Annotated in this window: 21 protein-coding genes; 9 read left to right on the top strand and 12 right to left on the bottom strand. The window is 70.5% G+C overall.

Annotated elements, in window-relative coordinates:
* Window positions 1–161 precede the first annotated feature (161 nt).
* Both CA984_RS19125 and wecB read right to left on the bottom strand, forming a co-directional pair.
* Window positions 162–2,219, bottom strand: coding sequence for a glycosyltransferase family protein (locus CA984_RS19125; RefSeq protein ID WP_086574245.1), 2,058 nt, complete (start codon window positions 2,217–2,219; stop codon window positions 162–164).
* A gap of 74 nt (window positions 2,220–2,293) precedes the next feature.
* Complete coding sequence (wecB, locus tag CA984_RS19120) at window positions 2,294–3,463, bottom strand: non-hydrolyzing UDP-N-acetylglucosamine 2-epimerase (RefSeq protein WP_086574242.1); 1,170 nt, start codon at window positions 3,461–3,463, stop codon at window positions 2,294–2,296.
* Window positions 3,464–3,519: 56 nt separating this feature from the next.
* Between wecB and CA984_RS19115 the strand changes: the two genes are divergently transcribed.
* The 5 genes from CA984_RS19115 (at window position 3,520) to CA984_RS19095 (ending at window position 10,346) form a co-directional block, all read left to right on the top strand.
* Window positions 3,520–5,187, top strand: coding sequence for a glycosyltransferase family 4 protein (locus tag CA984_RS19115; protein ID WP_242676048.1), 1,668 nt, complete (start codon window positions 3,520–3,522; stop codon window positions 5,185–5,187).
* Window positions 5,188–5,385: 198 nt separating this feature from the next.
* Entirely contained in the window at window positions 5,386–6,648 is a 1,263-nt protein-coding gene (locus CA984_RS19110; protein WP_086574237.1) for a nucleotide sugar dehydrogenase, read from the top strand.
* Between the two features lie 19 nt (window positions 6,649–6,667).
* Complete coding sequence (locus tag CA984_RS19105) at window positions 6,668–7,756, top strand: glycosyltransferase (RefSeq protein ID WP_086574235.1); 1,089 nt, start codon at window positions 6,668–6,670, stop codon at window positions 7,754–7,756.
* Between the two features lie 60 nt (window positions 7,757–7,816).
* On the top strand, window positions 7,817–9,661 hold the full coding sequence (locus CA984_RS19100; protein ID WP_086574232.1) for a DUF4434 domain-containing protein: 1,845 nt from the start codon (window positions 7,817–7,819) through the stop codon (window positions 9,659–9,661).
* A gap of 19 nt (window positions 9,662–9,680) precedes the next feature.
* Window positions 9,681–10,346 (top strand): NUDIX hydrolase, encoded by a 666-nt coding sequence (locus tag CA984_RS19095; RefSeq protein WP_086574230.1) that lies wholly within the window; start codon window positions 9,681–9,683, stop codon window positions 10,344–10,346.
* An 8-nt stretch (window positions 10,347–10,354) separates the two neighbouring features.
* Here the strand turns inward: CA984_RS19095 and CA984_RS19090 are convergent, their stop codons facing one another.
* On the bottom strand, window positions 10,355–10,996 hold the full coding sequence (locus CA984_RS19090; RefSeq protein WP_242676047.1) for a Uma2 family endonuclease: 642 nt from the start codon (window positions 10,994–10,996) through the stop codon (window positions 10,355–10,357).
* An 83-nt stretch (window positions 10,997–11,079) separates the two neighbouring features.
* Here CA984_RS19090 and hisC point away from each other — a divergent pair, with 83 nt between their 5' ends.
* On the top strand, window positions 11,080–12,141 hold the full coding sequence (hisC, locus tag CA984_RS19085) for a histidinol-phosphate transaminase (RefSeq protein ID WP_207620933.1): 1,062 nt from the start codon (window positions 11,080–11,082) through the stop codon (window positions 12,139–12,141).
* A gap of 72 nt (window positions 12,142–12,213) precedes the next feature.
* Here hisC and CA984_RS19080 read toward each other — a convergent pair whose 3' ends face one another.
* From CA984_RS19080 to purD, 5 genes are all read right to left on the bottom strand, one after another.
* Window positions 12,214–13,152, bottom strand: a complete 939-nt coding sequence (locus tag CA984_RS19080; protein ID WP_086574228.1) for an EamA family transporter — start codon at window positions 13,150–13,152, stop codon at window positions 12,214–12,216.
* 137 nt (window positions 13,153–13,289) lie between these two features.
* On the bottom strand, window positions 13,290–14,579 hold the full coding sequence (locus CA984_RS19075; RefSeq protein WP_086574226.1) for a GTP cyclohydrolase IIa: 1,290 nt from the start codon (window positions 14,577–14,579) through the stop codon (window positions 13,290–13,292).
* Between the two features lie 225 nt (window positions 14,580–14,804).
* A complete protein-coding gene (murA, locus tag CA984_RS19070) occupies window positions 14,805–16,073 on the bottom strand; it encodes a UDP-N-acetylglucosamine 1-carboxyvinyltransferase (protein ID WP_031163763.1) in 1,269 nt (422 codons plus the stop codon).
* Window positions 16,074–16,500: 427 nt separating this feature from the next.
* Window positions 16,501–17,538, bottom strand: a complete 1,038-nt coding sequence (locus CA984_RS19065) for a hypothetical protein (RefSeq protein ID WP_086574224.1) — start codon at window positions 17,536–17,538, stop codon at window positions 16,501–16,503.
* Between the two features lie 102 nt (window positions 17,539–17,640).
* Window positions 17,641–18,870: a phosphoribosylamine--glycine ligase gene (purD, locus tag CA984_RS19060; protein WP_086574222.1), complete on the bottom strand. Its 1,230-nt coding sequence runs from the start codon at window positions 18,868–18,870 to the stop codon at window positions 17,641–17,643.
* Window positions 18,871–19,324: 454 nt separating this feature from the next.
* Here purD and corA point away from each other — a divergent pair, with 454 nt between their 5' ends.
* Window positions 19,325–20,443 (top strand): magnesium/cobalt transporter CorA, encoded by a 1,119-nt coding sequence (corA, locus tag CA984_RS19055; RefSeq protein WP_086574220.1) that lies wholly within the window; start codon window positions 19,325–19,327, stop codon window positions 20,441–20,443.
* Window positions 20,444–20,716: 273 nt separating this feature from the next.
* Here the strand turns inward: corA and CA984_RS19050 are convergent, their stop codons facing one another.
* The 4 genes from CA984_RS19050 to fbaA form a co-directional block, all read right to left on the bottom strand.
* The gene (locus tag CA984_RS19050; RefSeq protein WP_086574218.1) at window positions 20,717–21,643 is read right to left on the bottom strand and encodes a glycerophosphodiester phosphodiesterase family protein; all 927 of its coding nucleotides are present in this window, start codon (window positions 21,641–21,643) and stop codon (window positions 20,717–20,719) included.
* 87 nt (window positions 21,644–21,730) lie between these two features.
* Window positions 21,731–23,014 (bottom strand): adenylosuccinate synthase, encoded by a 1,284-nt coding sequence (locus CA984_RS19045; RefSeq protein WP_031163771.1) that lies wholly within the window; start codon window positions 23,012–23,014, stop codon window positions 21,731–21,733.
* Window positions 23,015–23,140: 126 nt separating this feature from the next.
* Window positions 23,141–23,563: a DUF3151 domain-containing protein gene (locus tag CA984_RS19040; protein ID WP_086574216.1), complete on the bottom strand. Its 423-nt coding sequence runs from the start codon at window positions 23,561–23,563 to the stop codon at window positions 23,141–23,143.
* A gap of 245 nt (window positions 23,564–23,808) precedes the next feature.
* Window positions 23,809–24,831 (bottom strand): class II fructose-bisphosphate aldolase, encoded by a 1,023-nt coding sequence (gene fbaA / locus CA984_RS19035; protein WP_086574214.1) that lies wholly within the window; start codon window positions 24,829–24,831, stop codon window positions 23,809–23,811.
* Between the two features lie 167 nt (window positions 24,832–24,998).
* On the opposite strand from fbaA, the gene CA984_RS19030 reads away from it, so the two are divergent.
* Together CA984_RS19030 and CA984_RS19025 are read left to right on the top strand one after the other, a co-directional pair.
* Window positions 24,999–25,724 (top strand): DedA family protein, encoded by a 726-nt coding sequence (locus CA984_RS19030; protein ID WP_086574212.1) that lies wholly within the window; start codon window positions 24,999–25,001, stop codon window positions 25,722–25,724.
* A gap of 77 nt (window positions 25,725–25,801) precedes the next feature.
* On the top strand, window positions 25,802–26,006 hold a 205-nt coding region (locus CA984_RS19025), incomplete at its 3' end, for a hypothetical protein (protein WP_207620932.1).

Here is a 26,006-nt window from a genome sequence, read left to right as displayed (position 1 = left end):
GGGGATTCGGGAGGCATCGGTCAGCGCCGCGCACCTGTCCCGCACCGAGCCGCGCTTGAGCGGCCCGGAAGCGGGTGGGGCGGCCTGACGCTACCGGGTCCTCGAAGAGCCGCAGGCGCTGCCGGCGGCCTGGACGAGCCGCGGCGGCTCGGGCGGCCGGCTCAGATCATCACGTGGGCGTCGGGGTGACCGACGAAGGAGAACTGGGCGCCCCGGGTGAGCTTGTGGTCGTCGGGCTGCCAGGTGTGCATCGAGGGGTCGCCGCTGCGCCAGTAGACGAAGTTGAACCGGTCGGCGGAGTAGATCTTGACGCGGTCCTCCTTCAGCCTCCGGACCAGGCGGGTGTCCTCGCCGCGGGTGACGTCCTCGAAGCCGTAGTGGCGGAACATGTCGGCCTTGCCGAGGAAGGTGCCGCCCTGGACCAGCCAGCTGTAGCGGTGCTCCAGGCCGGGCATGCGGAGCATCGTGGTGTTGCGGCCCTCGAAGTAGGCGTAGTGGGCGCCCTTGCCGACGAGTTCGGCGTCGGAGTAGTCGAAGGCGCGGACCAGGTCGGACAGGTAGTGCTCGCCGTAGAGGTTGTCGTCGTCCATCTTGGCGATCAGGTCGCCCTCGGCCGCGGCGATGCCCAGGTTCATGCAGGCGCCCAGGGACAGCGACGGGTCGGCGGGCAGCACCACGACGTCGGAGATCCCGGCCATGCGGGCCTTGTCGGCGACCACGACCGGGTCGATGTCCAGGCCGTGCAGGACCATCACGAGCTGGAGCGGCCGGTGGATCTGCTTGGCCACCGAGGAGATGGCGTGCTCGATCTGCGAGGCGCGGTTGGTGGGCAGCACCACCGAGACGGACCTCGACCGCTGCTCGACGGGCCTGCCGAGGAACCCGAGGATCTGGTCGACGCGGTGCGTGAACAGGTGCTTGTCGAAGACCTCGCGCATGGCCAGGTGGCCCTGGCGGGCGCGGAGCTCGGGGCTGTTGATCAGGTGCAGGACCTGGTTGTAGGACTCCAGCTCGTCGTGGGCGATCGGGATCAGCGGGCCGAAGGTCTCCTGGACGGCCCGTGACCAGCCGGAGACGACCGTCGTCGAGCAGGCCGACAGCTCGAAGACCCGGCGGGCGCACATGGTCGGCGAGTCGAGCACCGAGTTCACGTTGAGGAAGACCTTGTACATCTTGTACGCGGCCAGCATCCGGTCGTAGGGGAGCTCGCCCACGATGTGCGGGACGTACTCCTCGGGCCAGGCGTACTTCTCGTCGACCGTGCCGTTGCGGGCGAAGATGTGCAGGCCGAGCTCGCGGATCGGGGCGAGGACGGTCTCCATCTGCTCGCGGCGCTCGGGGTGCTTGTCCCGGAAGTACATGCCCGCGAAGACCACGTCGTGCAGCCGGCCGCGCCGCTCCTGGATCGGGTTGTGCACCCGTGGCTGGGCGGCGAACTGCAGGACGTCGATCCGGTCGTGGCCCAGCACCTCCCGGTAACGGGGCACCATGTCGCCGTCGCAGGTGAAGACATAGTCGAACAGCTTGGCCGTGTCGATGAAGAAGTCGAAGTTCGGCGGGTCCTCCTTGTTCCAGAAGACCGTCGGGATCCCCTCTTCGCGGCACCAGTCGATCAGGGCGCGCAGCTCCGGCTTGGGGGCGTTGGAACCGGTCATCTGGTAGCGCCAGCGGCCCTGGTTGCCGTGCCAGGCCGACTCCACGAACAGCAGCTCGGGCCGCCGCTCGGCGAAGATCTCCGGCCAGTCGCGGAGCCCGAACTCGATCTGGTCCCACTCGTACTTGAACGCCATCCGGGAGAAGTCGTCCAGGATGACCGCGACCTTCATGTCCGGCCGGTTGATCGGCCCGGTCGGCCACTTGACCTGCGGCACGTCCACGACGGGCCCCTGGTGGTCCAGCTCCTCGATCACCTCGGCCACCGGCCGGGGCGCCTCGGGCCCCTTGCGGGGCCGCAGCGCCATGCGCAGCTTGCCCGGCAGCCGCACGACCCCCGACCCCTTGGCGCCCGTGATGGCCTCGGCCACCCGGTAGGGCCGCTGGACCTTGGTGGACTCCAGCTTCCACTGCGCGTAGTCCGCGCGGGCCTCGGCGATGGCCAGCCGCCGCTCCAGGTCCCGGACGCGCTCCTCGAAGCGCTCGACGACCTTGCGCTCCTCGGGCAGCCAGTTGATCGGCCCGAGACGCTGGTACTTCGGCTCTTCGGGGGTCTGCTCACTCATGGGGGAACTCATGGGTATCGCCTTAATCCGGGGTCGTGCCAGCGTACGGCTTCGGCCGTGACGAAATAGCCGTTTTACAGGGATTTGGGCGGTACGGCTTGCGCCGCCGGGGAGAGGTTGCGGCCCGCCAGCCAGGCCTCGATCACCCGGGCGATCCGGGGGCCGGCCTTGCCGTCCCAGAGCGGGGGCAGCTCGCCCGAGGGGGTCGCCGCGCCGTCGGCCAGGGCCCGGTCGGCGGCGGCCGGCAGCAGCGCCGGGGTGACCAGGCGGTTGGTGCCGTGGGTGACGGTGATCGGCCGCTCGGTGTTGGGCCGGACGGTCAGGCAGGGGACGCCGAGCATGGTCGTCTCCTCCTGCACGCCGCCGGAGTCGGTGACGACCAGGGACGCGCCCCGCACCAGGGAGAGGAAGTCCACGTAGCCCAGCGGGTCGATGATGAGGAGGTTCTCGCCGTTCACGAGACCGGCCTCGGCCAGGCGGGCCCGGCCGCGCGGGTGCAGCGGCACCGCGATGGGGACGCGCTCGCTCACCGCGAGCACGGCGTCGACCAGCTCCTTGGCGGAGGCGGGGTCGTCCACGTTGCCCGGCCGGTGCAGGGTCGCCACGCCGTAGCGCTCCGGGAGCCCGAGCCGGGAGCGGACCGGGGCCGGGTCGAGGCGGTCCAGCGCCGAGAACAGGCTGTCGATCATCGGGTTGCCGACGAGGTGGACACGCGCCGGGTCCACGCCCTCGTTGGCCAGGTGCGAGAGCGCGTCCGGCGAGGTGGCGAAGAGGATGTCGGACAGGGCGTCGGTGACGACCCGGTTGACTTCCTCGGGCATCTCCCGGTCGAAGGAACGCAGGCCCGCCTCGACGTGCGCGGTCGGGATGTGGAGCTTGGAGCAGACGAGGATCGCGGCCAGCGTCGAGTTGACGTCGCCGTAGACGACGACCAGTGCGGGCCCGTGTGCCAGGACGACGTCCTCCAGGCCGGTCAGCAGCGCCGCCGTCTGGCGCGCGTGCGAGCCCGAGCCGACACCCAGATTGGCGATCGGCTCCGGGAGTCCGAGATCGGCGAAGAACACGTCCGACATCAGCGCGTCGTAGTGCTGACCGGTGTGAACGATGCCCTGCCGCACCCCGAGGGCGGCGAGACCGCGCACGACCGGAGCGGCCTTCACGAAGTTGGGCCGCGCGCCGAGCACGTGCAGGACGAGGGGATTGTCGGGGTCCGGGGTCGTCCCCGGGGGGGCGTTGTCCCTCATTGACCTCGCCTTTCATGCGGGAGTGTGGCAAACGTTGCCTATGGTACGGTCACGGCGTGGTATCCGATGCCAGCAGGCCAGACTCCCCCAAGGTTTCCGCGAAGTCGGCCCGTGCCGGACTGCGCGGGCTTCTCAAGGGGTTCGTCCAGCACCCTGTGATCGTCTCCCGAGTCGTGGCGACCAAGGTCAAGTCCGACCCCGTGCGTGTGGCGCAGGCAGCCGCGGAGACCCTCCCGCCGCGGCTCCGCCCCGTCGTGGGCAAGGTCGCCTGGCCCGCCGCGCGCCGTGCCAGGATCGTCGTGCGCAAGCTTGGCATGCGCCTGGTCAGGGGGCCGTGGGACGAGGCGAAGGCGCACTTCGACGCCGGGCGGATGACCGAGGCCGCGGCGGTGCTCCAGCCCTACACCAAATACCCCTTCATCAACCGCCGGGCCACCTACTACACCGGCGAGCTGGCCTCCATCCAGCCCAACCCGATCCCGCCCAAGTCCAAGGTGATCGTGGGCGAGCGGGTGGAGGGCCGGGTGCTGCACTGCGTCACCAACGCCCTGCCGTACACGCAGGCCGGATACACCGTGCGCACGCACCGGATCGTCACCGCGCAGAAGGCCGCGGGGCTGGATCCGCACGTCGTGACCAGCTGGGGCTGGCCGATGATGCAAGGCCACGTCGACGCCACGCCGTACGAGGAGATCGACGAGATCCCCTACCACCGGCTGCTGCCGAGCGGCGATGTGCCGTTCGAGAGCCACGGCCGCATGATCCGCGGGGCCGGCGAGGTGACCGAGCTGGTCAGGACGCTCCGGCCGCAGGTGCTGCACGCCGCCACCGACCACCGCAACGGCTCGGTGGCGCTGGCGGTGCGCGAGCGGACCGGCACGCCGATGGTCTACGAGGTCCGGGGTTTCCTGGAGGAGACCTGGGCCTCCCGCGACCCCAAGCGCGTCGGCAGCCAGCGGCACGTGCTCCAGCGCGACCGCGAGGCGTTCATCATGCGCTCCGCCGACGCCGTGGTCACCCTCGCGGAGACCATGGCCACCGAGATCGTCGAGCGGGGCGTGCCGAGGGAGCGGATCTTCCTGGCGCCCAACGCGGTGGACGACTCGCTGCTGACCGCGGAGTACGACGGGGCGACGTTCCGCTCCGCCTACGGCATCGAGCCCGATGAGATCGTCATGGGCTCGGTGTCGAGCATCGTGGCCTACGAGGGCTTCGCGACCATGATCAACGCGGCCGCCCTCCTCCGGGACCGGGGCGCCCCGATCAGGCTGCTCCTCGTCGGCGACGGCGCCGAGCGCCCGGCGCTGCTGGAGCAGGTGGAGGAGCTGGGGCTCGGGGACGTCGCGATCCTGCCCGGCCGGGTCGGCCCGGACGAGGCGCTGCAGGCCCAGTCGGCCATCGACATCTTCGTCTGCCCCCGTGAGGACCTGCGGGTCTGCCGGCTCGTCACGCCGTTGAAACCCGTCGAGGCGATGGCCCTCGGCAAGCCGGTCGTGCTGAGCGACCTGCCCGCCCTTTCGGAGCTCGTCGGCTCCGACGGCGCCGGGCTCCTGGTCCCCGCGGGCGACCCGGAAGCCCTGGCGGAGGCGCTCGCCGCACTGCGCGACGACCCGGCGCGGCGGGCGGCGATGGGCGAGGCCGGACGCGCGGAGGTGGCCGCGAAGCGCACGTGGAGCCGCGTCGCGGAAACGTACCGTGACATTTACCGATCACTTGCTGGTTGACGGCCCCGTGCAGGTGGAGGGGAACCCAGCCGTTTGTGATGCGTTCAATCGCATTAGGCGTGGCTTGCGCGGAGTTGAGATAGCCTTTGCCACCATGAAGTGTTGTTTCCGTCTTTCCAGGGTCACCCCGTGAGCGAGCGCAGCCAACCGGCCGTTGGGCTCGGTGCCATCGCGAACGCGGCCGAGGAAGGGGGCCGCGTGAGCGCCTATGACCTGGCCGTGATCGGTCTCGGGTACGTCGGCATGCCACTGGCCAAGGAGGCCGCGGCGGCAGGCCTGCGGGTCGTCGGCTTCGAGGTCGACCCGCGCAAGGTGGACGCCCTCAACGCGGGACAGTCCTACATCGACGACCTGACCGACGCCGACCTCGAGCACATGCTGGCAGGCGGCTTCAGCGCCACCCTGGACGAGTCCGTGCTGGCCGACAGCCGCACCATCGTCATCTGCGTGCCGACCCCGCTGGACGAGGACCACCGCCCCGACCTGTCCGCGGTGGAGGGCGCCACCCACACCGTCGCCCGGAACCTGACCTCCGGCACACTGGTCGTCCTGGAGTCCACGACCTGGCCGGGCACCACCGACGAGGTCGCCCGCCCCATCCTCGAGGCCTCCGGCCTCGTCGCGGGCACCGACTTCCACCTCGCCTTCTCGCCCGAGCGCATCGACCCGGGCAACCCCAAGTACGGCATGCGCAACACCCCCAAGGTCGTCGGCGGCTACACGGCCGCCTGCAAGGACCGGGCGGTCGGGTTCTACTCCCAGTTCGTCGAGCAGGTCGTGCCGGTCAGCGGCACCCGCGAGGCCGAGATGGCCAAGCTGCTGGAGAACACCTACCGGCACGTCAACATCGCCCTCGTCAACGAGATGGCGATCTTCTGCGACGAGCTCGGGGTCGACCTCTGGGAGGCCATCGAAGCCGCGGCCACCAAGCCGTTCGGCTTCCAGAAGTTCCTGCCCGGACCCGGCGTCGGCGGGCACTGCATCCCGGTCGACCCCTCCTACCTGTCCTACACGGTGCGCAAGCTCGGCTACCCGTTCCGGTTCGTGGAGCTGGCGCAGGAGATCAACGAGCGGATGCCGTCCTATGTGGTGGCCCGCGTCCAGCGGCTGCTCAACCGGCACAAGAAGGCCGTCAACGGCTCCAAGGTGCTGCTGCTCGGCGTCACCTACAAACCCGACATCGCCGACGAACGCGAGACTCCGGCCCTGCCGGTCGCGCGGGCGCTGCTGGAGCTGGGCGCGGAGCTGGTCTTCGCCGACCCGTACGTCAGGACATGGCACGTGGACGGTACCTCCGTACCACGTGAGGAAGACCTCGCCAGGGCGGTCGCCGAAGCGGATGTGACGCTGCTGCTGCAGCAGCACGCCGCCTTCGACCTGTCGATCGTCGAGGACCACGGCAGGCTCGTGCTCGACACCCGAGGCGTCCTCGCCGAGGGTGAACGCGTCGAGCGGCTCTAGCGACGAAGGGCTGCGCGCAGTGCACGTGCTCGTCATGACGGTGGTGCATCACCCCGAGGACGCCCGGATCCTGCACCGGCAGATCCGCGCGCTCGTGGATGCCGGTCATGAGGTCACGTATGCCGCGCCGTACACCGCGCGGGGCGTCATGGCCCGGTCGTGGGTGAACGGCGTCGACCTCCCCCGGGCGGCTGAGCGCAAGCGGCTTTCGGCCGTGCGCGCCGCCCGCAAGGTGTTCAAGCGCATGCGCGACCAGGTTGATCTGGTGGTCATCCACGACCCCGAACTGCTGCTCGCGGTCGTCGGCGTGCGCAAGCGGCCCCCGGTGGTCTGGGACGTGCACGAGGACACTCCGGCGACCCTGTCGCTGAAGCCCTGGCTGCCCGCGTTCCTGCGGCCGCCGGTGCGGTTCCTGGCCCGCATGCTCGAAGGCACCGCGGAGCGCCACCTGCATCTGCTCCTCGCCGAGACCGCCTACGCCGGCCGGTTCCACCGGGCCCACCTGGTGGTCCCGAACGAGACCTGGGTGCCCGACGACGTGACCCCGCCGGGAGACGATCGGATCGTCTACCTCGGCTGGCTGTCGGAGGCGCGCGGGGTGCGCGACGCCATCGAGGTCGCCCGGCTGCTCCGGCCGTACCGGGTGGCGGTCGAGCTGATCGGCTACGCCGACCCGCAGTCGCGCCCGACGCTGAACGAGGCGGTGGCCGAGGGCGTACTGGAGTGGCGCGACTTCATGCCGAACGACGAGGCGCTCAAGCGGCTCGACGGGGCGCTGGCCGGACTGTCGCTGCTGCACGACGAGCCCAACTACCGCCACTCCATGCCCACGAAGATCGTGGAGTACATGGCCCACGGGATCCCGGTGATCACCACTCCGTCGCCGCGCGCGGTGGAGCTGGTCGAGCGCTACAACAGCGGCATGGTCGTGCCGTGGGAGGATCCCAAGGCAGTGGCGCAGGCCGTGCTCTCCCTGCGGGACGACGTCAGGGAGCGGCATGCCCAGGGCGCCCGAGGGTATGCGGCGGCCCGTGCGAACCATCACTGGCCGAACTCGGCCCGCCGTTTCGTGTCCCAGCTTGAGGCGTGGGCCGGGGTCAAGAGCTGATTTCTTGTATGGCGATGTTGCTTATGTCCGCCTGATCACAAGAACGGTAGTGTCCTGATCGTGCGCTGGTTCACCGCTTTTCTCGGCGTGGCGATCCTCGCGGTGGTGGCGGCGGTCGTGCTCGTCCTGCCCAAGGGCGCGGACGCTCCGGTGAGCGACAGGACACCGGTCGCGTCGTCGCCCTCCCCCACCTCCTCCGCCGCGCTGACTCCCGAGGCCAGCGCCTTCACCGACCCGTGTGGAACGTTCGACACCAAGGTGTCCTCGCCCTACGCGGTGACCGGCTACTGGCTCATCCCCACCACCGACCACTGCACCTGGCGGCGGCAGTTCGGCGCGATCCACGAGGTGGGCGGCGACACGGTGATCCGGATCGGCTGGGGCCTGCAGGCCCGCCGCGTCGACGAGGACGACCGGATCATGGACAACAAGGGCGAGGAGATCGACCCCCGCTACGAGCCGTGCGTCGAGGACGGGCTGCCGTGCGTGGCGGCGGCCGAAAGGGACCTTCAGGCGGCCAACCCGGGAAACCGGGTGAGCTGGACGTTCGTCTACCGGACCGACGAGGCGTTCGGGCCCGACCTGTTCCGCTGCCCCGAGTTCGAGCGGAAGGTCACCGTAGGCGATTCCGTCTTCTACCGGATCGTCGCGCCGGACGACGGAAGCGACGACCCGAGCTGCGCGAACATCAAGAACAAGGGGCGCGGCTACCACGTGATCCTGATCGCGGGCGCGGAGCAGGACAAGCAGGACAGCCTCACCGAGCTGCTCGACCTCGGCGACCAGTTCGGGGTGCGGGTCTTCCCCGCGCTGCCGCTGGCCCCCCGCGACCCGGCGCAGGTCACCCGGGCCTACAAGGACGGCACCGACACGCTCACCACGCTCACCCGGCGCATCCTGCAGGACTACGGCGCCCGCTTCCAGGGCCGGGAGTCGCTCGGCGGCTTCTACCAGCCGTTCGAGCTGCAGATGCGGGAGATGAGCTACACGGGCAGGGACCCGGACGGCGACCACTCGACGCTCAAGGTCTACGCCTCCCAGCACCAGATCGTGGAGCAGGAGATGCCAGGCAAGCCCATCCTGGTCAGCCCCTACATCGACGCGCGCAAGCGGCTGAAGTTCAGCGCCAGTCCCAAGCAGGTGGCCAAGGGCTTCGAGGCCATGGTCAGGACCGGGGTCGGCATCATCGCGCCGCAGGACAGCCGGGGCACGGGCAAGGTCGGATTGTTCTGGCCGGACCAGCGCGACGAGCAGGTCGACGAACGGCTCCGCCCGGTCGTCGGCGAGACGACCAACGGCACCGCCTACCACGGCTCGACCCGCGACTACTACCGGGAGATGTCCGCGGCGCGGGACAGGATGGTCGAACAGGGCTACAACGTGCAGCTGTGGGCCAACGTGGAGGCCTTCGAGCCGTCCGCCGAAGAGCCCTGCGCCGCCAGGACGGGCACCCGGGGCCGCACCGACAAGAAACGGCTCGACACGGCCGTGACCCAGGTCGGCCGGTACGTCTCCAAGATCGTCTCCTACATGTGGAGCGACTTCTTCACCTGCGGCTCCCCGTCGCTGGCCGAGGACATCGCCCGTGACGCGGACCGGCCGATCCCGGTGGACGCCGTCCGCAAGGAGCGCGACATCCAGGACGGCATGGAGATCCGGGGATACAACATGCCCATGGGCTCCAAGGTGACGGTCACCTGGGACGGCCAGGAGGCCCCCAAGGTCGTCGAGGTGGCCGGAGTGGACCTGTCGGAGCCGCTGCCCGACCTGCCCACCGGGATGAGGACGGCGTGGATCCCGTTCGACTGGACCCAGGTGCCCGACGGCGCCTGGGTGCGGGTCGAGGTCGCCGCCGCCGACGGGCGGGCGGCCGCCGAGGCGCTGCACGTCCGTATAAACACCTGACCGGTGTAACGTGCCTGGCATGGTTCCGCGCATTCCCGTCAGCGTGGATCTGGTCGTCCTCACGGTGCGCTGCCAGGCGCTGAGCGCGCTCGTCTGGCGGCGGGACAACTCGCCCTACGAGGGACGCTGGGCCCTCTCAGGCGGCTTCATCCAGCTTGACGAGGATCTGCCCGCCGCCGCGGCCCGGGTCCTCGCCGAACGGGCCGGCCTGCCCGGCGCCCCGGTCCATCTGGAGCAGCTCCAGACCTACGGCTATCCCGACCGCGACCCGCGCCAGCGCGTCCTGAGCGTCGCCTACCTCGGCCTCGCCCCCGACCTGCCGGCCTCCACCGAGGCGCACATGAGCTGGCAGCCGGTCTCCTCGCTCCGGGAGATGGCCTTCGACCACCGGCGCATCATGGTCGACGGGATCGAGCGCGCCCGGGGCAAACTGGAGTACACCCCGCTGGGCGCTGCCTTCTGCCCCCCGGAGTTCACCGTCGCCGACCTGCGCCGGGTCTACGAGATCGTCTGGGGCCGCACCCTGGACCCGCGCAACTTCCACCGCAAGGTCACCAAGGCCGAGGGCTTCCTGGTGCCCACCGGCCGCACCACCACCCGCGACGGCGGCCGTCCCGCCAAGCTCTACCGCCGTGGACCGGCCGTGCTGCTCCACCCGCCGATGCTCCGCTCCCTCAAGGAGTAGGCGGGGGCTCAGAGGTCGTCGATCTCCGCCAGGTCGATGTCGAGGTCGAAGGGGACGGTGAGCTTCAGCCGGTCGTGGTGGATACCCGTGGCGACGTAGGCCTTGGTGGCCGGGTCCAGCTCGTAGACGTAGACCGTCGGACGGCCTTCGGCGTTCTCGATCCGCCAGAAATGGGGGATGCCCGCCGCCGCGTAGAGCTGGGGCTTGCGCTCCCGGTCGCGGACCTCGGACTCGGCGGAGACCACCTCGACGGCCAGGACGACGTCGGCGGGTTGGTAGGTGGTCTGCTTCAGACCCAGGTCGCCGTCGGCGCGGACCACGATGAGATCGGGTTCGGGACGCTGGCGCTCCCCGAGCGTCACGGTCATCTCCCTGCGGACCCGCAACTCCGTCGGAGCAGTGCGGCGGAGCTCTCGCTCCAGGAGGAACATGACGAGTGAGTGGAAACGGGTCTGGGGGCTCACGAAGACGAGAGTGCCATCGATCAGCTCGGTGTGAGAGGGAATCCCCCGCAGCCGGTCGAGGTCCTCTGCGGTGAAACCATCCGATGACGGGATGATCCAGTCGGGAACGGGCTCCAGCTTGGGAGACTCCGCCCCGGCCGTCTCCGTGTTGGGCCGCTCGGTCTCGGCCGGCGGTGCGATGCTCATGTTGTCCTCCCGGTCAGGCATGCCTCTCACCTCCAGTCTTCCAGGATGATGCCCCATCCGCCCGCTCCTCATAAAGTAAGGCCATGCCTCGTTTCCGCGCGATTCTGGACACAATGCCCCCCTACAAGGCGGGCAAGGCCGTGGTGTCAGCCGACGGCCGGTCCTACAAGCTGTCTTCGAACGAATCCCCCTACGGCCCGCTGCCTTCCGTGGTCGAGGCGATCGCGAAGGCCGCCTCGGAGATCCACCGCTATCCCGACCCGGCGGCGACCGGCCTGACCGAGGCCCTCGCCGAACGGTACGGCGTGCCGCCGGAGCACGTCGCGCTCGGCCCCGGTTCGGTGACGGTGGCCCAGCAGCTCTTCGAGACCGTGAGCGAGCCGGGCGCCGAGGTGATCTACGCCTGGCGGTCGTTCGAGGCCTACCCGCTCCTGGCCGACCTGGCGGGGGCGACCTCCGTCCGGGTCCCGCTCCTGGGCGAGACGCACCACCTGGACGCCATGGCCGAGGCGATCACCCCGCAGACGCGCATGATCTTCGTCTGCAACCCGAACAACCCCACCGGCACGGTCGTCCACGCGGCCGAGCTGGCGGCCTTCCTCGACCGGGTCCCGGAGGACGTGCTCGTCGTCCTCGACGAGGCCTACCGCGAGTACGTCAGGGACGCCGACGTCACCGACGGGCTCACCGTCTACCGCGACCGGCCGAACGTGGCCGTGCTGCGGACGTTCTCCAAGGCGTACGGCCTGGCCGGGCTCCGGGTGGGCTACCTGATCGCCGGCGAGCCGGTGGCGGCCGCCGTACGGAAGACGATCGTGCCCTTCGCGGTCAACCACCTGGCCCAGGCCGCCGCCGTCGCCTCCCTGGCGGCCGAGGACGAGCTGCTGGAGCGGGTGGACACCGTGGTCAAGGAGCGCACCCGGGTCCGCGAGGCGCTGATCGCCCAGGGCTGGACGGTGCCCATCACCGAGGCCAACTTCGTCTGGCTCCGGCTGGGCGAGCGCACGACGGAGTTCGCCGAGGCCTGCGCGTCCGAGGGGGTCGCGGTCCGTCCCTTCGCCGGAGAGGGGGCCAGGGTCTCCATCGGCTCCCCGGAGGCCAACGACACCTTCCTCGCCGCGGCGGCGGCCTTCAGGGCCGCCTGACGGCCCTTCCGGGGCCGGGCTGCCCGCCTCCGGCGTCCCGGGGGCGGACCGGGGATCCGACGGGCCCGCGTCCTACACGGACGCGGGCTCCTTCTCCTCGGCCGGGGCGTTCTTGCGGCGCTCGGTGGAGACCACCAGGGCCACGCCGAGGACGATCACCAGGCCCGCGGCGACCATCGAGGTCGTGACCGGTTCGCTCAGGACGAGCGCGCCGAGGGCGACCGCCACGACGGGGTTGACGTAGGCGTAGGTGGAGACCAGCGAGATCGGGGCGGCGCCCAGCAGCCACACGTAGGCGGTGAAGCCGACCAGGGAGCCCATCAGGACCAGGTAGGCCAGCCCGGCCCAGGAACGCCCGGAGACCGCGCCGAGGTCGAGGTGCTCGCCCACGACCGTGCTGGTCAGCGCGAGCCCGATCCCGCCGGCGGCCATCTCGACCGTGCTGGCGACGAAGGGGTTGGCGGGCATCGGGATCCGGGCGGACAGGAACGAGCCCGCCGACCACGACATCGACGCCAGCAGGATGATCGCGATCCCGGTGCCGTCCGCCGCGCTGCCCCCGCCGGTCAGCGACAGCACCGCCACCCCGCCGAACCCGATGAGCACCCCGGCCAGCGTCAGCACCTGCGGCATGTCCCTGGCGACGATCCTGAAGATCACCAGCCAGAGCGGCACCGAGGCCACCAGCAGCGCCGCCAGCCCGCTGGAGATGTGCTGCTCGGCCACCGCGACGAGGCCGTTGCCGGCGTTCAGCAGCAGCACCCCGACCAGGGCGGCTCCGCCCAGCTCCTTCCAGGTCATCCGGAAGACCCGCCATCCCCGGAGCAGGAGCAGCGCGGCGCCGAGGACCAGCGCGGCCGTGCTGAAGCGCATGGCCCCGCTGAGCAGCGGCGGGACGGTCTCGATGGTGATCCGGATCGCGAGGTAGGTCGATCCCCACACCACGTAGACGATCGCCAGTGCTCCCCAGACGAGCAGCGACCTGCGGCTGTCAGTAGTGTCATGACCCATAGCTCATGACAATAGCCTTCATGTCCGACAGAACGCCCGCGAGGTCCGGACCGTGAGACGCGGCCCGGACCGCCGTGGTCCGGGGCCCGCCGCGCGGAGCGGAGCGCCCCCGGATCACGGGGAACGACGGGAGGGGCTCAGCGGCTGCCGAGCTTCTCCACGATCAGCCGGTAGAGCTGGCGGGGACGGCCCGGCTGCGGGGTGCGGTTGGGCGGAAGCGGCCACGCGAGTCCCTCGTCGACCAACGTGCGCAGCAGCCGCCGTGCCGTACGCGGTGTGACGCCGAGCATCTTGCCCGCGCCCTCCGCGTCCACCACCGTGTCGCCCCCCTCCAGCTTGGCCGCCAGCCGGGCCAGCACCTCCACGCCCTTCGGCTTCAGCGGCCCGCCGCCCTGCGGAGGCATCCTGGGCGCGGGGATGAGCGCCCGGCCCTCGCGGTCCACCGCGAAGCCCTGCGCCTGCTTGCCCGCCTGCGTGCGCGCCAGCGCCGCCCGCGCGTGGGACTCGGCGTCGTGGGCGGTACGGCCCATGCCGACGCCCACCTCGACCGCCAGACCCAGCTCGTCACGGACCCGCGCCGCGAACGGCAGCACCCGGAAGCCCTCCGTGGCCGTGGCCACCGAGCCACGGGTCGCGGTGACCATGTAGCTGTGGTCGTCGATCGAGGTCACCGACGCGTTGATCCGGTTCGCCTCCTGCACCAGCAGCCGGTGCAGGGACAGCCGGAGCTCGTCGCGCCAGTAGCGCGGCGCGGCCCGGCGGACCGGTTCGCGGAGCGTCGGCACCTCCACCAGGACGACGGTGAGCTGTGACTCCTCCAGCCGGTGGTGCGCACCGAGCAGCGCGGCCGTGTGCAGCGCCGTACGGACCGCCGCGGACGTCGGCCGGATCCTGACCACCGGGACCCCGGCCGTCTGCAGGCGGTCGGCGACGGCGGGCAGGCAGGTCAGCGCCCCGCTGGTGCTGCCCTGGCGGACCAGGCGTTCGTGGAAGGCCGCGATCGTGCCGGTGGCCCCCGGCTCGTCACGGCTGTGCACGTCCACCACCGGCAGACTCAGATCGGTGTAGGCCTCCTCGACGTCGGCCCGGCTCAGCACGTCGACGCTGACCCTGCGCGGGTCGATCCGTTCGTCCAGTGCCGCCCGGGCCAGGGCGGCGATCAACGCGGCGCCGCCGAGCTGGACGTAGGTCGCCGGCATCGTCAGCACCCCCGAACGCCTGGCCAGGTCATAGGGGACCGGGCTGGCGAACAGACAGGCGTCCACCCCTGCCCCCAGGCGCGTGACTTTGTCGGCGGCCTCCTGCTCGTCCCGGTAGGCAGCGGCTACCAGGCGGCAGGGCAGGGGTGCCGCCGCGTGTCCCATGAGCATCACTCGCTCGACGAGGTCATGGGGGCCCACCACACCGATAGTGAGGTCCGGTGTCATGGCACCCGGGCGTGACACTCGTGGAGTTTCTTCGGCCCGCTCGACCAATGTTCGTCCCATCCTGCTGTCCGTTTGTTTTCGGCTCTCTTTTGGAACGATCGCTTGCGGGGGCCGTAATGTCACGCCCGATTTGACGCCAATTCCGGGAGGAACCCCCCGGCTAAACCCCTAACTGTAACTGTTTACACAGGTCAGAGCGGTTTTTGAGAGACTGAAACCCGCTGATTATGAGGAAGAAATCTCTCGCCTCACATCTGCGCCCAGCGCCTGCATACGCTCGGCCAGATATGAGTGGCCGCGGTCGATGAGATAACCCGATTCGATCACGGTCTCCCCTTCGGCGGCGAGACCGGCGAGAACGAGGGCGATTCCGGAACGCAGGTCGTGCGCGGTCACCTCGGTTCCCGTCAGCGGGGTCGCGCCACGGACGACGGCGCCGTTCTCCTTGACCTCGATGTCGGCGCCCATCTTGTTCAGCTCGGAGGCCAGGGCGAACCGGCCGTCGAAGATGCGCTCGTGAATGTAGCTGGCGCCGTCGGCGAGGCAGGCGACCGTCATGATCGGCGACTGCAGGTCGGTGGCGAAGCCGGGGTAGGTGTCGGTGATCACGTTGATCGGGCGCAGCGGGCGGTCCCGGCGCACGTGGAGCACCGCGCCGTGGTCGGAGAACTCCACCCCCATCTGCTCCAGCTTGTAGCGGACCACGCCGAGGTGGTCCAGGTCGGCGCCGACCAGGTTGACCTCGCCACCGGTGATGGCCGCGGCCATGGCGAACACGCCCGCGTCGAGGCGGTCGGGCATCACGGTGTGCTCGACGGCCTGGAGCTCCTCCACGCCCTCCACCGTGATGAATCCGGTGCCGCCGCCGCTGATCCTGGCGCCCATCCGGGTCAGCATCTCGATCACGTCGAGGACCTCGGGCTCCAGCGCCGCGTTCTCGATCACGGTGGTGCCGCGCCCGAGGGCGGCCGCCATGATCAGGTTCTCGGTGCCGGTGTGCGAGGGAGTGTCCAGGTACAGCGTGGCGCCGGTGAAGCCGGCCGTCTTGACGTGGATGACGGAGTCGCCCTCGTCCACGATCGCGCCCAGGCGCTTGTAGCCCAGGTAGTGGAAGTCGAGGTTGCGGCTGCCCAGGTTGCATCCGCCCACGCCCTCGATGATCGCCTCGCCGAGGCGGTGCAGCAGCGCGGGAACGAACAGCACGGAGCCGCGGAAGCGGCGGGCGATCTCCGCGGGCAGCACCGGGCTCTTCAGGCGGGAGGCGTCGATGACCAGGGTGCGTTCCGCCTCGTGGAGCTCGACCTTGGCGCCGATCGCCTCGGCCAGCTCGACCGCCCGGCGCACGTCCTCGATGATGGGGACATTGCGCAGCACCGTACGGCCCTTGGCCGCCAGGAGCGCCGCACCGATCATGGGCAGCACGGCGTTCTTGGCGCCCTGGATGAAGGCGGTTCCACGGAGGGGGTTGCCACCGCGCACGCGGTAACGGACCATACGTCATGCTCCTTGGGGAAGGGGAAGCTGGGGATTGGGGATGATGCGAGAACGAGTGGCGGCAGCCGGGGGTTATCGGCCAACAGTAGCCGCTGGGTACCCCTGAACCGGCCACTTCGGATGGCAACTACCCGTCGAGCCTCTGATCACTCGATCGCTCGTGAGTCTCCACGCAATGGTCCCGCATCCGTACGGCGGATCCGCCCGCGACAGCGGCGTTCCAGGCGATCGGACCCCTGAGAAATTCCCCCGCCCCGGGCGTCCGTCCGGCGTGCTCGGGCGTCCCGGAGTCCGTTCGGTGTGCTCGGGTGCCCGCCGGCGTGTTCGCGCGGCCGGACGTCCGTCCGGTGTGCTCGGGTGCCCGCCGGCGTGTTCGCGCGGGCGCGCGTCCGGCGGCGTGCTCAGGCCTCCCCGGTCTCCGGGGTGTTCACGCGGCCCGGGTCCCCTTGCCCGCCGGGGTGAGCGGTGAGGCGGCCATGAGGAGGTTGTCGGCTCGCTGGTCGACGAAGCGGGTGACGACCTGCTGGCCGTACCCGAACGCCATGGCCCAGACCAGGATGGCGGGCTGGGAGCCGAGTCCCGCGAAGCCGGGGACGAAGCCGGAGTTCAGGATCAGCAGGCCCAGCACGGAGGTGGCCACCCCGGCGGGGGCCTTGAGCATGTTCTGGACCACCGCCAGCGAGTAGCGCGTGGACAGCTCCGAGCGGGTGGAGATCGAGGCCGCCGTGGCCAGCGCCGCGCCCAGCATCCCGATCAGAGCCACCAGGGGGACGTCGCCCCGGCTGGGCCGCAGGGAGCCGGTGGGGCAGATCTGCGCGGGCATGAGCCCCTGGGCCTGGACCACCGACTGGTTGCCGCACATCGGGATGGCGTCCGGCCAGATCGCGCCGATGGCCACCACGCTCAGCACGATCAGGCTCAGCATGACCACCCCGCCGAGCAGGAGGTTGCGGAAGCTGCGGACCCGGCCGGTCTCCAGAGCCTGCGCGGTGTAGGCGGCCCGCAGCACCGACTGCATCAGCGGCCTGTCGTTCTCTCCCAGGTCCCCGGCGGCCAGCCGGGCCTGCAGGTGCGTCAGCCGGGGATCGTCGCCGGGCAGGTAGGCCCGGCCGATCGCCACCACCTCGGGGGCCCGGCCGCACAGCTCCACCGTCGGCAGCACGCCGTACAGCAGCACGGTCGCGCTGTTGACGTTGGACCAGGCGCCCTCGATGGCCTGACCGGTCAGCCAGCGCCGCAGGCCGTGCTTGGAGCGCGCGTAGGACTCCCCGCGCTCCAGGTGCCTGCCGATGCCCTCGCCCACCGACACCAGCTGGCCCGCCTCGTCGCGCATGGTCAGGGCGCGCTCGGCGTCGGCCCGGATCTCCTCGCTCCGCGTGGCGACGTAGACCCGCCATGTGCCCGGCCAGCGCAGGACGCCGGTGTCGCCGATCCGTTCCGGTGATGCTGCCTGGTCGAGCGCCATCGTTCCTCCGTGGGGCGGAGCGGCCGGGGACGGGCAGAGACTGCCCCTGGCTTATCGCGGCATGCCTGCCGAGCGCTACGTCACGGTCGGGCGATGCCCCGCTTACGCACTGTGCCCGATGTCCGTGCGGTGGTGCGAGCCGCGCATCCGGATGCGGCCGACCGCCTCGTAGGCGGCCGCGCGCGCGGCGGCCACGTCGGGGCCGGTGCCGACCACGCTGAGCACCCGTCCGCCGTTGGAGACGATCCGGTCGCCGTCGAGCGCGGTCCCGGAGTGCAGCACGTAGGCGTTCTCGACGGTGTCGGAGAGCCCCTCGATGACGTCGCCCTTGACAGGGTCGGCCGGGTAGTCCTCCGCCGCGATCACCACGGTCACCGCGGCGCCGTCGCGGTAGGACAGCGGCCCGAACCCGCCGAGCGTCCCGTCCGCGCAGGCCAGCAGGAGGCCCGCGAGCGGCGTCTCCAGCCGGTCCAGCACGACCTGGGTCTCCGGGTCGCCGAACCGCGCGTTGAACTCGATCACCTTCGGGCCCTCCGCCGTGAGGGCCAGCCCCACGAAGAGCACCCCGGTGTACGGCGTGCCGCGCCTGGCCAGCTCGGTCACGGTCGGGATGACGGTCTCGGCCATCACCCGGTCGGTGAGGTCGCCGGGCGCCCACGGCAGCGGCGTGTAGGCGCCCATGCCGCCGGTGTTGGGGCCCTTGTCCCCGTCGTAGGCGCGCTTGTGGTCCTGGGCGGGCTGGAGCGGCACGGCCGTGGAACCGTCGCAGAGCGCGAACAGCGACACCTCGGGACCGTCGAGGAACTCCTCGATGACGACCCGCCCGCACGACGCGGCGTGCCTGAGCGCCTCGTCCCGGTCGTCGGTGACCACCACGCCCTTGCCGGCCGCGAGGCCGTCGTCCTTGACCACGTACGGCGTGCCGAACTCGTCCAGCGCCGCGGCGGCCTCCTCGGGCGTGACGCACGTGCGGGAGCGCGCGGTGGGCACGCCCGCCGCGACCATGACGTCCTTGGCGAACGCCTTGGAGCCCTCGATCCGGGCGGCATCCCGGGACGGTCCGAAGCAGGGGATGCCCGCCTCCCTCACCGCGTCCGCGACCCCGGCGACCAGCGGGGCCTCGGGGCCGACCACGACCAGGTCGGCCCCCAGCTCCGAGGCGAGCCGGCTGACCGCCGCGGGGTCGGTCGGGGTCACCGGATGCAGGGTCGCGACCTGTGCGACACCCGCGTTGCCGGGAGCACAGTGGACCTCGGTGACCTGGGGATCTGCTGCCAGCGACCGGCACAGGGCATGCTCACGCCCGCCGGATCCAATCACAAGAACGCGCACTCGCGAGAGCCTATCGGCCCCCGGGCCGCCGGCCGTCCACAGGCTGTGGACAGAGGTCCCGTGCGGGGGCCGCGGGGCGCGTGCCGGTCTCACCCTGCCGGGGCGGCGGGCAGAGGCCTCGCACGGGGGTCCGGAGAGACACGGTGAATGCGCCGTAAATCATGCGGGAATTTCGCCCGCTTATGGATGATCGCTTGTTGCGGCCGGGAGTACGCTTGGAAGGCGTGCCCAGATCTGTGCTAAGTTTGGGCGGCTTTGCCTGTCTATTGGTGATTGGAGGTGGTTGGGGATGTCCTCTGGCGATCCCAGCAGTACGTGCGGCGCACGCCTTCTGTGCGCACCCTCCCACCACTCCGCATCAGTGCCCGACTGGCTTCCGCGCGCATTCCCGTTCGAACTGAGGTGACATCGCGTCGCGCGTGGACGGTGCCAGATCGGGCGGGAAAGGCATGCCATGCGTTCCTCGCTCCTTTTTCCCCGCATCAAGCACGCACGCGCCGTCCGCGCCCCGCACGCGCCCGCCGTCCCGGTCCGTGACCGGATGAACGGCCTCTGCGTCCCGCCGAGCGACTCCCTCGTCGAGTACGCCGCCTACATCGGCGGCAAGAAGATCGACGCCCTGGGAATCCCGGACGCCCTGGAGCTCGTCCGCACGCACAACGCGGCCGAGGAGAAGGGCAACGCCTTCGTCTGGGTCGGCCTGCATGAACCCGGCGCCCCCGAGGTCGAGTGGCTGGCGGAGGTCTTCGCCCTGCACCCGCTCGCCGTCGAGGACGCCGTCAAGGCTCATCAGCGTCCCAAGGTCGAGCGCTACGGCGACTCGCTGTTCGTGGTCCTCAAGACCGTCGCCTACCTCGACCACGACGTGCTGACCGCCACCAGCGAGATCATCGGCACCGGCGAGATCATGGTGTTCGTCGGGCCCGACTTCGTGGTGACCGTACGGCACGGCAAGCACTGCCCGCTGTCGGAGGTCCGCGAGCGCCTGGAGGACAAGCCCAAGCTCCTCAACCGCGGCCCGACCGGCGTGCTGCACGCGATCGCCGACCACGTGGTGGACAAGTACCTCAGCGTGGCCGACCTGATGCAGGCCGAGCTGGAGGACGTCGAGGCCATGGTCTTCGCCGACGTCAGCGCCCGCGACATCGGCCGGATCTACAACCTCAAGCGCGAGATGATCGAGATGAAGCGCTCCGTCACCCCGCTCCAGTCGCCCATGTCGACGCTGGCGCAGCGACGGATGATCCCCTCGGAGATGCGCGAATACTTCCGCGACGTCGTCGACCACCTGGCCCGTGTGTGCGAGCAGGTCGAGTCGTCCAACGAGCTGTGCAACTCCATCCTGCAGGCGGCGCTCGCCCGCTCCAACGCGCTCGCCAACGAGGACATGCGGAAGATCTCCTCGTGGGTCGCCATAATGGCCGTGCCCACGATGATCGCCGGGATCTACGGCATGAACTTCGACCACATGCCCGAGCTCAAGTCCGTCTTCGGCTATCCGATCGTGATCGGCGTGATGGTGATCGCCTGCTCGCTGCTCTACCGGGGCTTCCGCCGCAACGGCTGGATGTGACCCTCCGCTCCCGCGCGGGAGCGGGGAGGACGGCGCTCCAGGTCCCACGCGCCCGCGCGGAGCGACCTTCCGCGCCCGCGCCCGCGCGGGGGCGGGGGGAGGGCGGCGTCCCAGGTCCCACGCGCCCGCGTGGTGCGGACCGGCGGCGGTCCGGGCGCGCTCCCTACCTGTCCGCTACCTGTCCGCGCGGCGCACGGGGGTGACGGGCTACCTGTCCGCGCGGCGCACGGGGGTGACGGGCTACCTGTCCGCGCGGCGCACGGGGGTGACGGGCTACCTGTCCGCGCGGCGCACGGGGGTGACGGGCGCGGGGACGGGCATGCCCCGGTCGGCCCACAGGGCGCGCATCCGGTCCGGGTAGTCGGTGACCAGCCCGGCCACCCCGAGGTCGAGCAGCTCGGCGGCCCGGCCGGGCTCGTTGACGGTCCAGGGCACCAGCGGCAGCTCGGCCTTCTCGGCCCGACGCGCCAGCTCCTGGTCCACCAGCACGTGCTCGGGAGACAGCGTGGTGCCCCCGGCCGCCACGGCGGCGGCCGGGATGTCGCCGTCGAAGTCCTCAAGCCGCAGGCCGTTGAGCCAGACGCTGTCCATGGTGGCGCGCTCGATCAGGGCGTACCGCCGGGTCGCGGGGGCCAGTGAGCGGGCGATCTCCAGGATCCGCCAGTCGAAGCTGAGGATCGCCGCCCCGTCGAGCCGGTGGTGCCGGTCGAGCTCGGCGACCACCATCTCGGTGAACTCGCGGGGGTCGGCGCTCAGCTCCGGCCTCGTCGGATCGGACTTGAGCTCCACGTGCAGCCGCACGCCGTCGGCGCCGTAGGCGTCCACCAGCCCCAGCACGGCCCCGAGCGTCGGCATCCGGGTGTCGGGCACCGGCGCCTGGGTCCGGACGAAACGGTCCTCGGGGTGGCGCGGCAGCCGTACCCCGCAGTCGAGGGTGCGCAGCTGCGCCAGCGTGAGCTCCCCGACGGGCCTGCCCACGTACGGGAAGAGCGGGTCGCCGTAGAAGGCCGGCCGGGTGTCGGCACTGGTCACCGCCGACACGGTGAGGTCGTGGGTGAGCACCAGCCGCCGGTCGGCCGTCAGCGCGACATCGAGCTCCAGCGCGTCGACGCCCAGCTCCAGGGCGCAGGCGAACCCGGGCAGCGTGTTCTCCGGGCGGAGTCCGCGGGCTCCGCGGTGACCATGAATCTCGGCATGCACAGAGGGGACCCTACCGACCTCGTGCGCCGTTCTCTCGATATGGCTCGCGCCTGGCGGTCGCCAGGCGCGAACCTTACCGGAAGGAGACTAGACCAACGAGTGGATCTGGATCGTCTCGGTGCGGCCGGGACCGACGCCGACGGCGGAGATCCGGGCGCCGCTCATCTGCTCCAGGGCCTTGACGTAGGCCTGCGCGTTGGCCGGCAGGTCCTCGAAGGACTTGGCGCCGGTGATGTCCTCCTGCCAGCCGGGGAACTCCTCGTACACCGGCTTGGCGTGGTGGAAGTCGGTCTGGGTCATCGGGATCTCGTCGTAGCGGACGCCGTCCACCTCGTAGGCGACGCAGACCGGGATCCTCTCCAGGCCGGACAGCACGTCGAGCTTGGTGAGGAAGAAGTCGGTGACGCCGTTGATCCGGCTGGCATAGCGGGCGATCACCGCGTCGAACCAGCCGCAGCGGCGGTTGCGGCCGGTGGTCACGCCGTACTCGCCGCCGGTGGTGCGCAGCCACTCGCCCATCTCGTCTTCCAGCTCGGTCGGGAACGGGCCGGAGCCGACGCGGGTGGTGTAGGCCTTGAGGATGCCGATCACGCGGGTGAGCCGGGTCGGCGGGATGCCGGAGCCGGAGCAGGCGCCGCCGCTCGTCGGGGAGGAGGAGGTGACGAACGGGTAGGTGCCGTGGTCGATGTCGAGCAGGTTGCCCTGGCCGCCCTCCAGCAGCACGACCTTGTCCTCGTCCAGCGCCTTGTTCAGGATCAGGGAGGTGTCGGCGATGTGCGGCTTGAGGCGCTCGGCGTAGCCGAGGTACTCCTCCAGCACCTTGGTGGCGTCGATCGCCCGGCGGTTGTAGATCTTGGTGAGGATCTGGTTCTTCTCGCCGAGGGCGACCTCGATCTTCTTCTGCAGGATGCCCGGGTCGAGCAGGTCCTGGACCCGCACGCCCATCCGGTAGATCTTGTCACCGTAGGCGGGGCCGATGCCCCGGCCGGTGGTGCCGATCTTCGCCTTGCCCAGGTAGCGCTCGGTGACCTTGTCGAGGGCCTTGTGGTGGGGCATGATCAGGTGCGCGTTGGCCGAGATCAGCAGCCGCTCGGAGGAGACGCCGCGGGCCTCCAGCCCGTCGATCTCGCTCAGCAGCACGCCCGGGTCGATGACGACGCCGTTGCCGATCACCGGGATGACGTTCGGGGAGAGCACTCCCGTGGGCAGCAGATGCAGGGCGTACTTCTGGTCGCCGATGACGACCGTGTGCCCCGCGTTGTTTCCGCCCTGGTATCTGACGACGTAATCGACCTTGTCGCCGAGCAGGTCGGTCGCCTTCCCCTTGCCCTCATCGCCCCACTGGGCGCCCACGAGAACGACAGCCGGCATCGCTAATCTCCTACCACAAAAACGAAAACCCCTGACGCAATCGCGACAGGGGCTCTTGCGTGGAGAGAATACCCGACCGAGTCACATTTGGGGGATCTCCCACCCTCCGGCGGGAGATCCGGGACCTCAGCGGCCGGTCAGTTCCTCAGCGGCCTGGGAGCTGGAGTCCTTCAGGAACTGGAAGCAGCGCTCGGCCTCCTCCTTCTCGCCGATGGCCTGGGCCGCGCGGGCCAGGGCGTGCAGACAGCGCAGGAAACCGCGGTTGGGCTCGTGCTCCCAGGGGATCGGGCCGTGCCCCTTCCAACCTGCCCGGCGCAGCTGGTCGAGGCCGCGGTGATAGCCGGTACGGGCGAAGGCGTACGACGTCACGGCGTGCCCGCCCGCGAAATACTCGTCCGCGAGCGCGGCCCAGGCACCAGGGTAGGCGGGGAAACGCGCGGCGACGTCTGATGCTTGGGCGCCGGATTCCAGCGCCTCTCGGGCCTCGGGCAGGTCCGGCAGCCGGGTGGGCGGCGGCCCGGCGAGAAGATTCTCGTGCGATTCCGTCATGCCTAGCGAGAGTACTTGCTGCCTTTGCCCGGCGGGGGAGTCGCTTCCCTGTTATTGTCCCGCTCCTCGAAACGGCCGTCCCCGTCCCCGTCCCCGTCCCCGCCGGAGCCGGAGCGAGGCCGCTCTCCCCGGAGAACGGAAGATCCACGGCGGCGGCCCTCCCCGGCCCGCCGTCGCCGCCGGTCCGGCCATCGCCTCCGGACGGCCGTCCGGAGGCGATGGCCGGACCCCGGGGATCCGGGACCTCAGGAGAGCTTGGTGCCGGCGGACTTCAGGTGCCGGCACGCCTCGGCCACGCGGGCCGCCATCGACGTCTCGGCGGCCTTGCCGTACGAGCGGGGGTCGTAGGCCTTCTTGTTGCCGACGTCCCCGTCCACCTTGAGCACGCCGTCGTAGTTCTTGAACATGTGGTCGGCGATCGGGCGGGTGAAGGCGTATTGCGTGTCGGTGTCGATGTTCATCTTGACCACGCCGTAGGAGATGGCCTCGTGGATCTCCTCCAGCAGCGAGCCGGAACCGCCGTGGAAGACCAGGTCGAAGGGCTTCTCCCTGCCGTGCTTGGCGCCGACGGCCTCCTGGATCTCCTTCAGCACGCTCGGGCGGAGCTTGACGTGGCCCGGCTTGTAGACGCCGTGCACGTTGCCGAAGGTCGCGGCGAGCAGGTAACGGCCCCGCTCCCCGAGGCCCAGCGCCTCGGCGGTCGCGAGGGCGTCCTCGGCGGTGGTGTAGAGCTTCTCGTTCATCTCGCCGACGACGCCGTCCTCCTCGCCGCCGACCACCCCGATCTCCGCCTCCAGGATGATCTTCGCGCGGGCGGCCTTCTCCAGGAGCTCCTGGGCGATCTCCAGGTTCTCCTCCAGCGGTACGGCGGAGCCGTCCCACATGTGCGACTGGAACAGCGGGTCCTGGCCGCGCGCCACCCGCTCAAGGGAGATGTCGATCAGAGGGCGGACGAAGGAGTCAAGCTTGTCCTTCGGACAGTGGTCGGTGTGCAGCGCGATCGTCACGGGGTATTTCGCCGCGACGACGCGGGCGTACTCCGCCAGAGCCGTCGCGCCGGTCACCATGTCCTTGACGGTGCCGCCGGACAGGAACTCCGCCCCGCCGGTCGACACCTGGACGATGCCGTCACTCTCCGCCTCGGCGAAGCCTCTCAGGGCGGCGTTGAGCGTCTGGGACGAGGTCACGTTGATCGCGGGATAGGCGAACTCGTTCGCCTTGGCCCGGTCGAGCATCTCGGCGTAGACCTCTGGGGTCGCGATAGGCATCGGTGTCATCTCCCTCGAGACGGCTGTGAACAGCTGGCGCGGGACTTTTGGAGACATAGCCCGTTGGCCAGTATTCCGGGTTCCTTCCCGGCCGGATAGCTCCGCCACCACTTCTGCCTGTGTCATCTCTCGATCTGGGATCCTGATCGCCGGTAGGCTTCACGCCGATGGACCTCCTGCACAATCTCCTGGACCCCAAATGGTGGCTCGGCCTGCTCGGGCCGTTCGCCACCATCGGCGTCCTCGGGATCATCTTCGCCGAGACCGGCCTGCTGCTCGGTTTCTTCCTGCCGGGCGACTCGCTGCTCGTCGCGGCAGGCGTCTTCAGCACGCCCGAGGCGGCGGCGGCCATCAAGGGCCTCGAACCGCTCTCGTTCCCGCTGCTGCTGGTCCTGGCCCCGATCTGCGCCATCGCCGGCGCCCAGCTGGGACACCACCTCGGCGCCACCTATGGCCGCAGGATGTTCGACCGGCCCGACTCCAAGCTCTTCAAGAAGGAGTACGTCGACAAGGCCGAGCACTACTTCCAGAAGTTCGGCCCGTCCAAGGCCGTGGTGCTCGCCCGGTTCATCCCGATCGTCCGCACGTTCCTCAACCCGGTCGCGGGCATGCTCGGCATGGACCGCAAGCGGTTCTTCCTGTGGAACTGCGTGGGCGGCATCATCTGGACCGACGGCCTGCTGGTCTTCGGCCGCGTGGTCGGCTCGGCGGTGCCCGACATCGACAAGTACATCCTGCCGGGCGCTCTGGTGATCATCCTTCTCTCGGTCATCCCGATCATCCGGGAGCTCGTGAAGAACCGTAAGAACGGCGGGCCCGACGTGCCACTGCCGCAGGGCAAGCACCACCGCACCATGCCGAGCGGTCCGTCGAACGGCGACGGCCGGCTGTAACCGATCCCGCGACCGGGCGTGGGATCTCCTCGCCAACCGCTAATCTCCACAGTGTGGGACGCCACAGGTCTGACCCGATGGGTATCGCCCGCCTCGCGCTCGCGGGCCTGGCGGTGCTGGCGGTGGTCGCCCTGATCGTGGTCGGCGCCCTCTCGCTGGTCGGCGCGCTCAACCCGGACGCCGGGCCCGCGAGCGCGAGGCGGGCGATACCCATCGGGTCAGACCTGTGGCGTCCCACACTGTGGAGACGGGTCAGACCTGTGGCGTCCCACACTGTGGAGA

The organism is Streptosporangium minutum, from assembly GCF_002149035.1.
GTDB lineage: Bacteria > Actinomycetota > Actinomycetes > Streptosporangiales > Streptosporangiaceae > Streptosporangium > Streptosporangium minutum.
The sequence above is the reverse complement of the archived record's forward strand: the minus strand, read 5'-3'. Positions and strand labels throughout refer to the sequence as shown.

Coding starts and splice junctions, on each gene's coding strand:
- CA984_RS19125 (WP_086574245.1), bottom strand. CDS start 2,219: ATGAGTGAGCAGACCCCCGAAGAGCCGAAGTACCAGCGTCTCGGGCCG.
- wecB (WP_086574242.1), bottom strand. CDS start 3,463: ATGAGGGACAACGCCCCCCCGGGGACGACCCCGGACCCCGACAATCCC.
- CA984_RS19095 (WP_086574230.1), top strand. CDS start 9,681: ATGGTTCCGCGCATTCCCGTCAGCGTGGATCTGGTCGTCCTCACGGTG.
- CA984_RS19090 (WP_242676047.1), bottom strand. CDS start 10,996: ATGAGCATCGCACCGCCGGCCGAGACCGAGCGGCCCAACACGGAGACG.
- hisC (WP_207620933.1), top strand. CDS start 11,080: ATGCCTCGTTTCCGCGCGATTCTGGACACAATGCCCCCCTACAAGGCG.
- CA984_RS19080 (WP_086574228.1), bottom strand. CDS start 13,152: ATGGGTCATGACACTACTGACAGCCGCAGGTCGCTGCTCGTCTGGGGA.
- CA984_RS19075 (WP_086574226.1), bottom strand. CDS start 14,579: ATGACACCGGACCTCACTATCGGTGTGGTGGGCCCCCATGACCTCGTC.
- murA (WP_031163763.1), bottom strand. CDS start 16,073: ATGGTCCGTTACCGCGTGCGCGGTGGCAACCCCCTCCGTGGAACCGCC.
- CA984_RS19065 (WP_086574224.1), bottom strand. CDS start 17,538: ATGGCGCTCGACCAGGCAGCATCACCGGAACGGATCGGCGACACCGGC.
- corA (WP_086574220.1), top strand. CDS start 19,325: ATGCGTTCCTCGCTCCTTTTTCCCCGCATCAAGCACGCACGCGCCGTC.
- CA984_RS19045 (WP_031163771.1), bottom strand. CDS start 23,014: ATGCCGGCTGTCGTTCTCGTGGGCGCCCAGTGGGGCGATGAGGGCAAG.
- CA984_RS19040 (WP_086574216.1), bottom strand. CDS start 23,563: ATGACGGAATCGCACGAGAATCTTCTCGCCGGGCCGCCGCCCACCCGG.
- fbaA (WP_086574214.1), bottom strand. CDS start 24,831: ATGCCTATCGCGACCCCAGAGGTCTACGCCGAGATGCTCGACCGGGCC.
- CA984_RS19030 (WP_086574212.1), top strand. CDS start 24,999: ATGGACCTCCTGCACAATCTCCTGGACCCCAAATGGTGGCTCGGCCTG.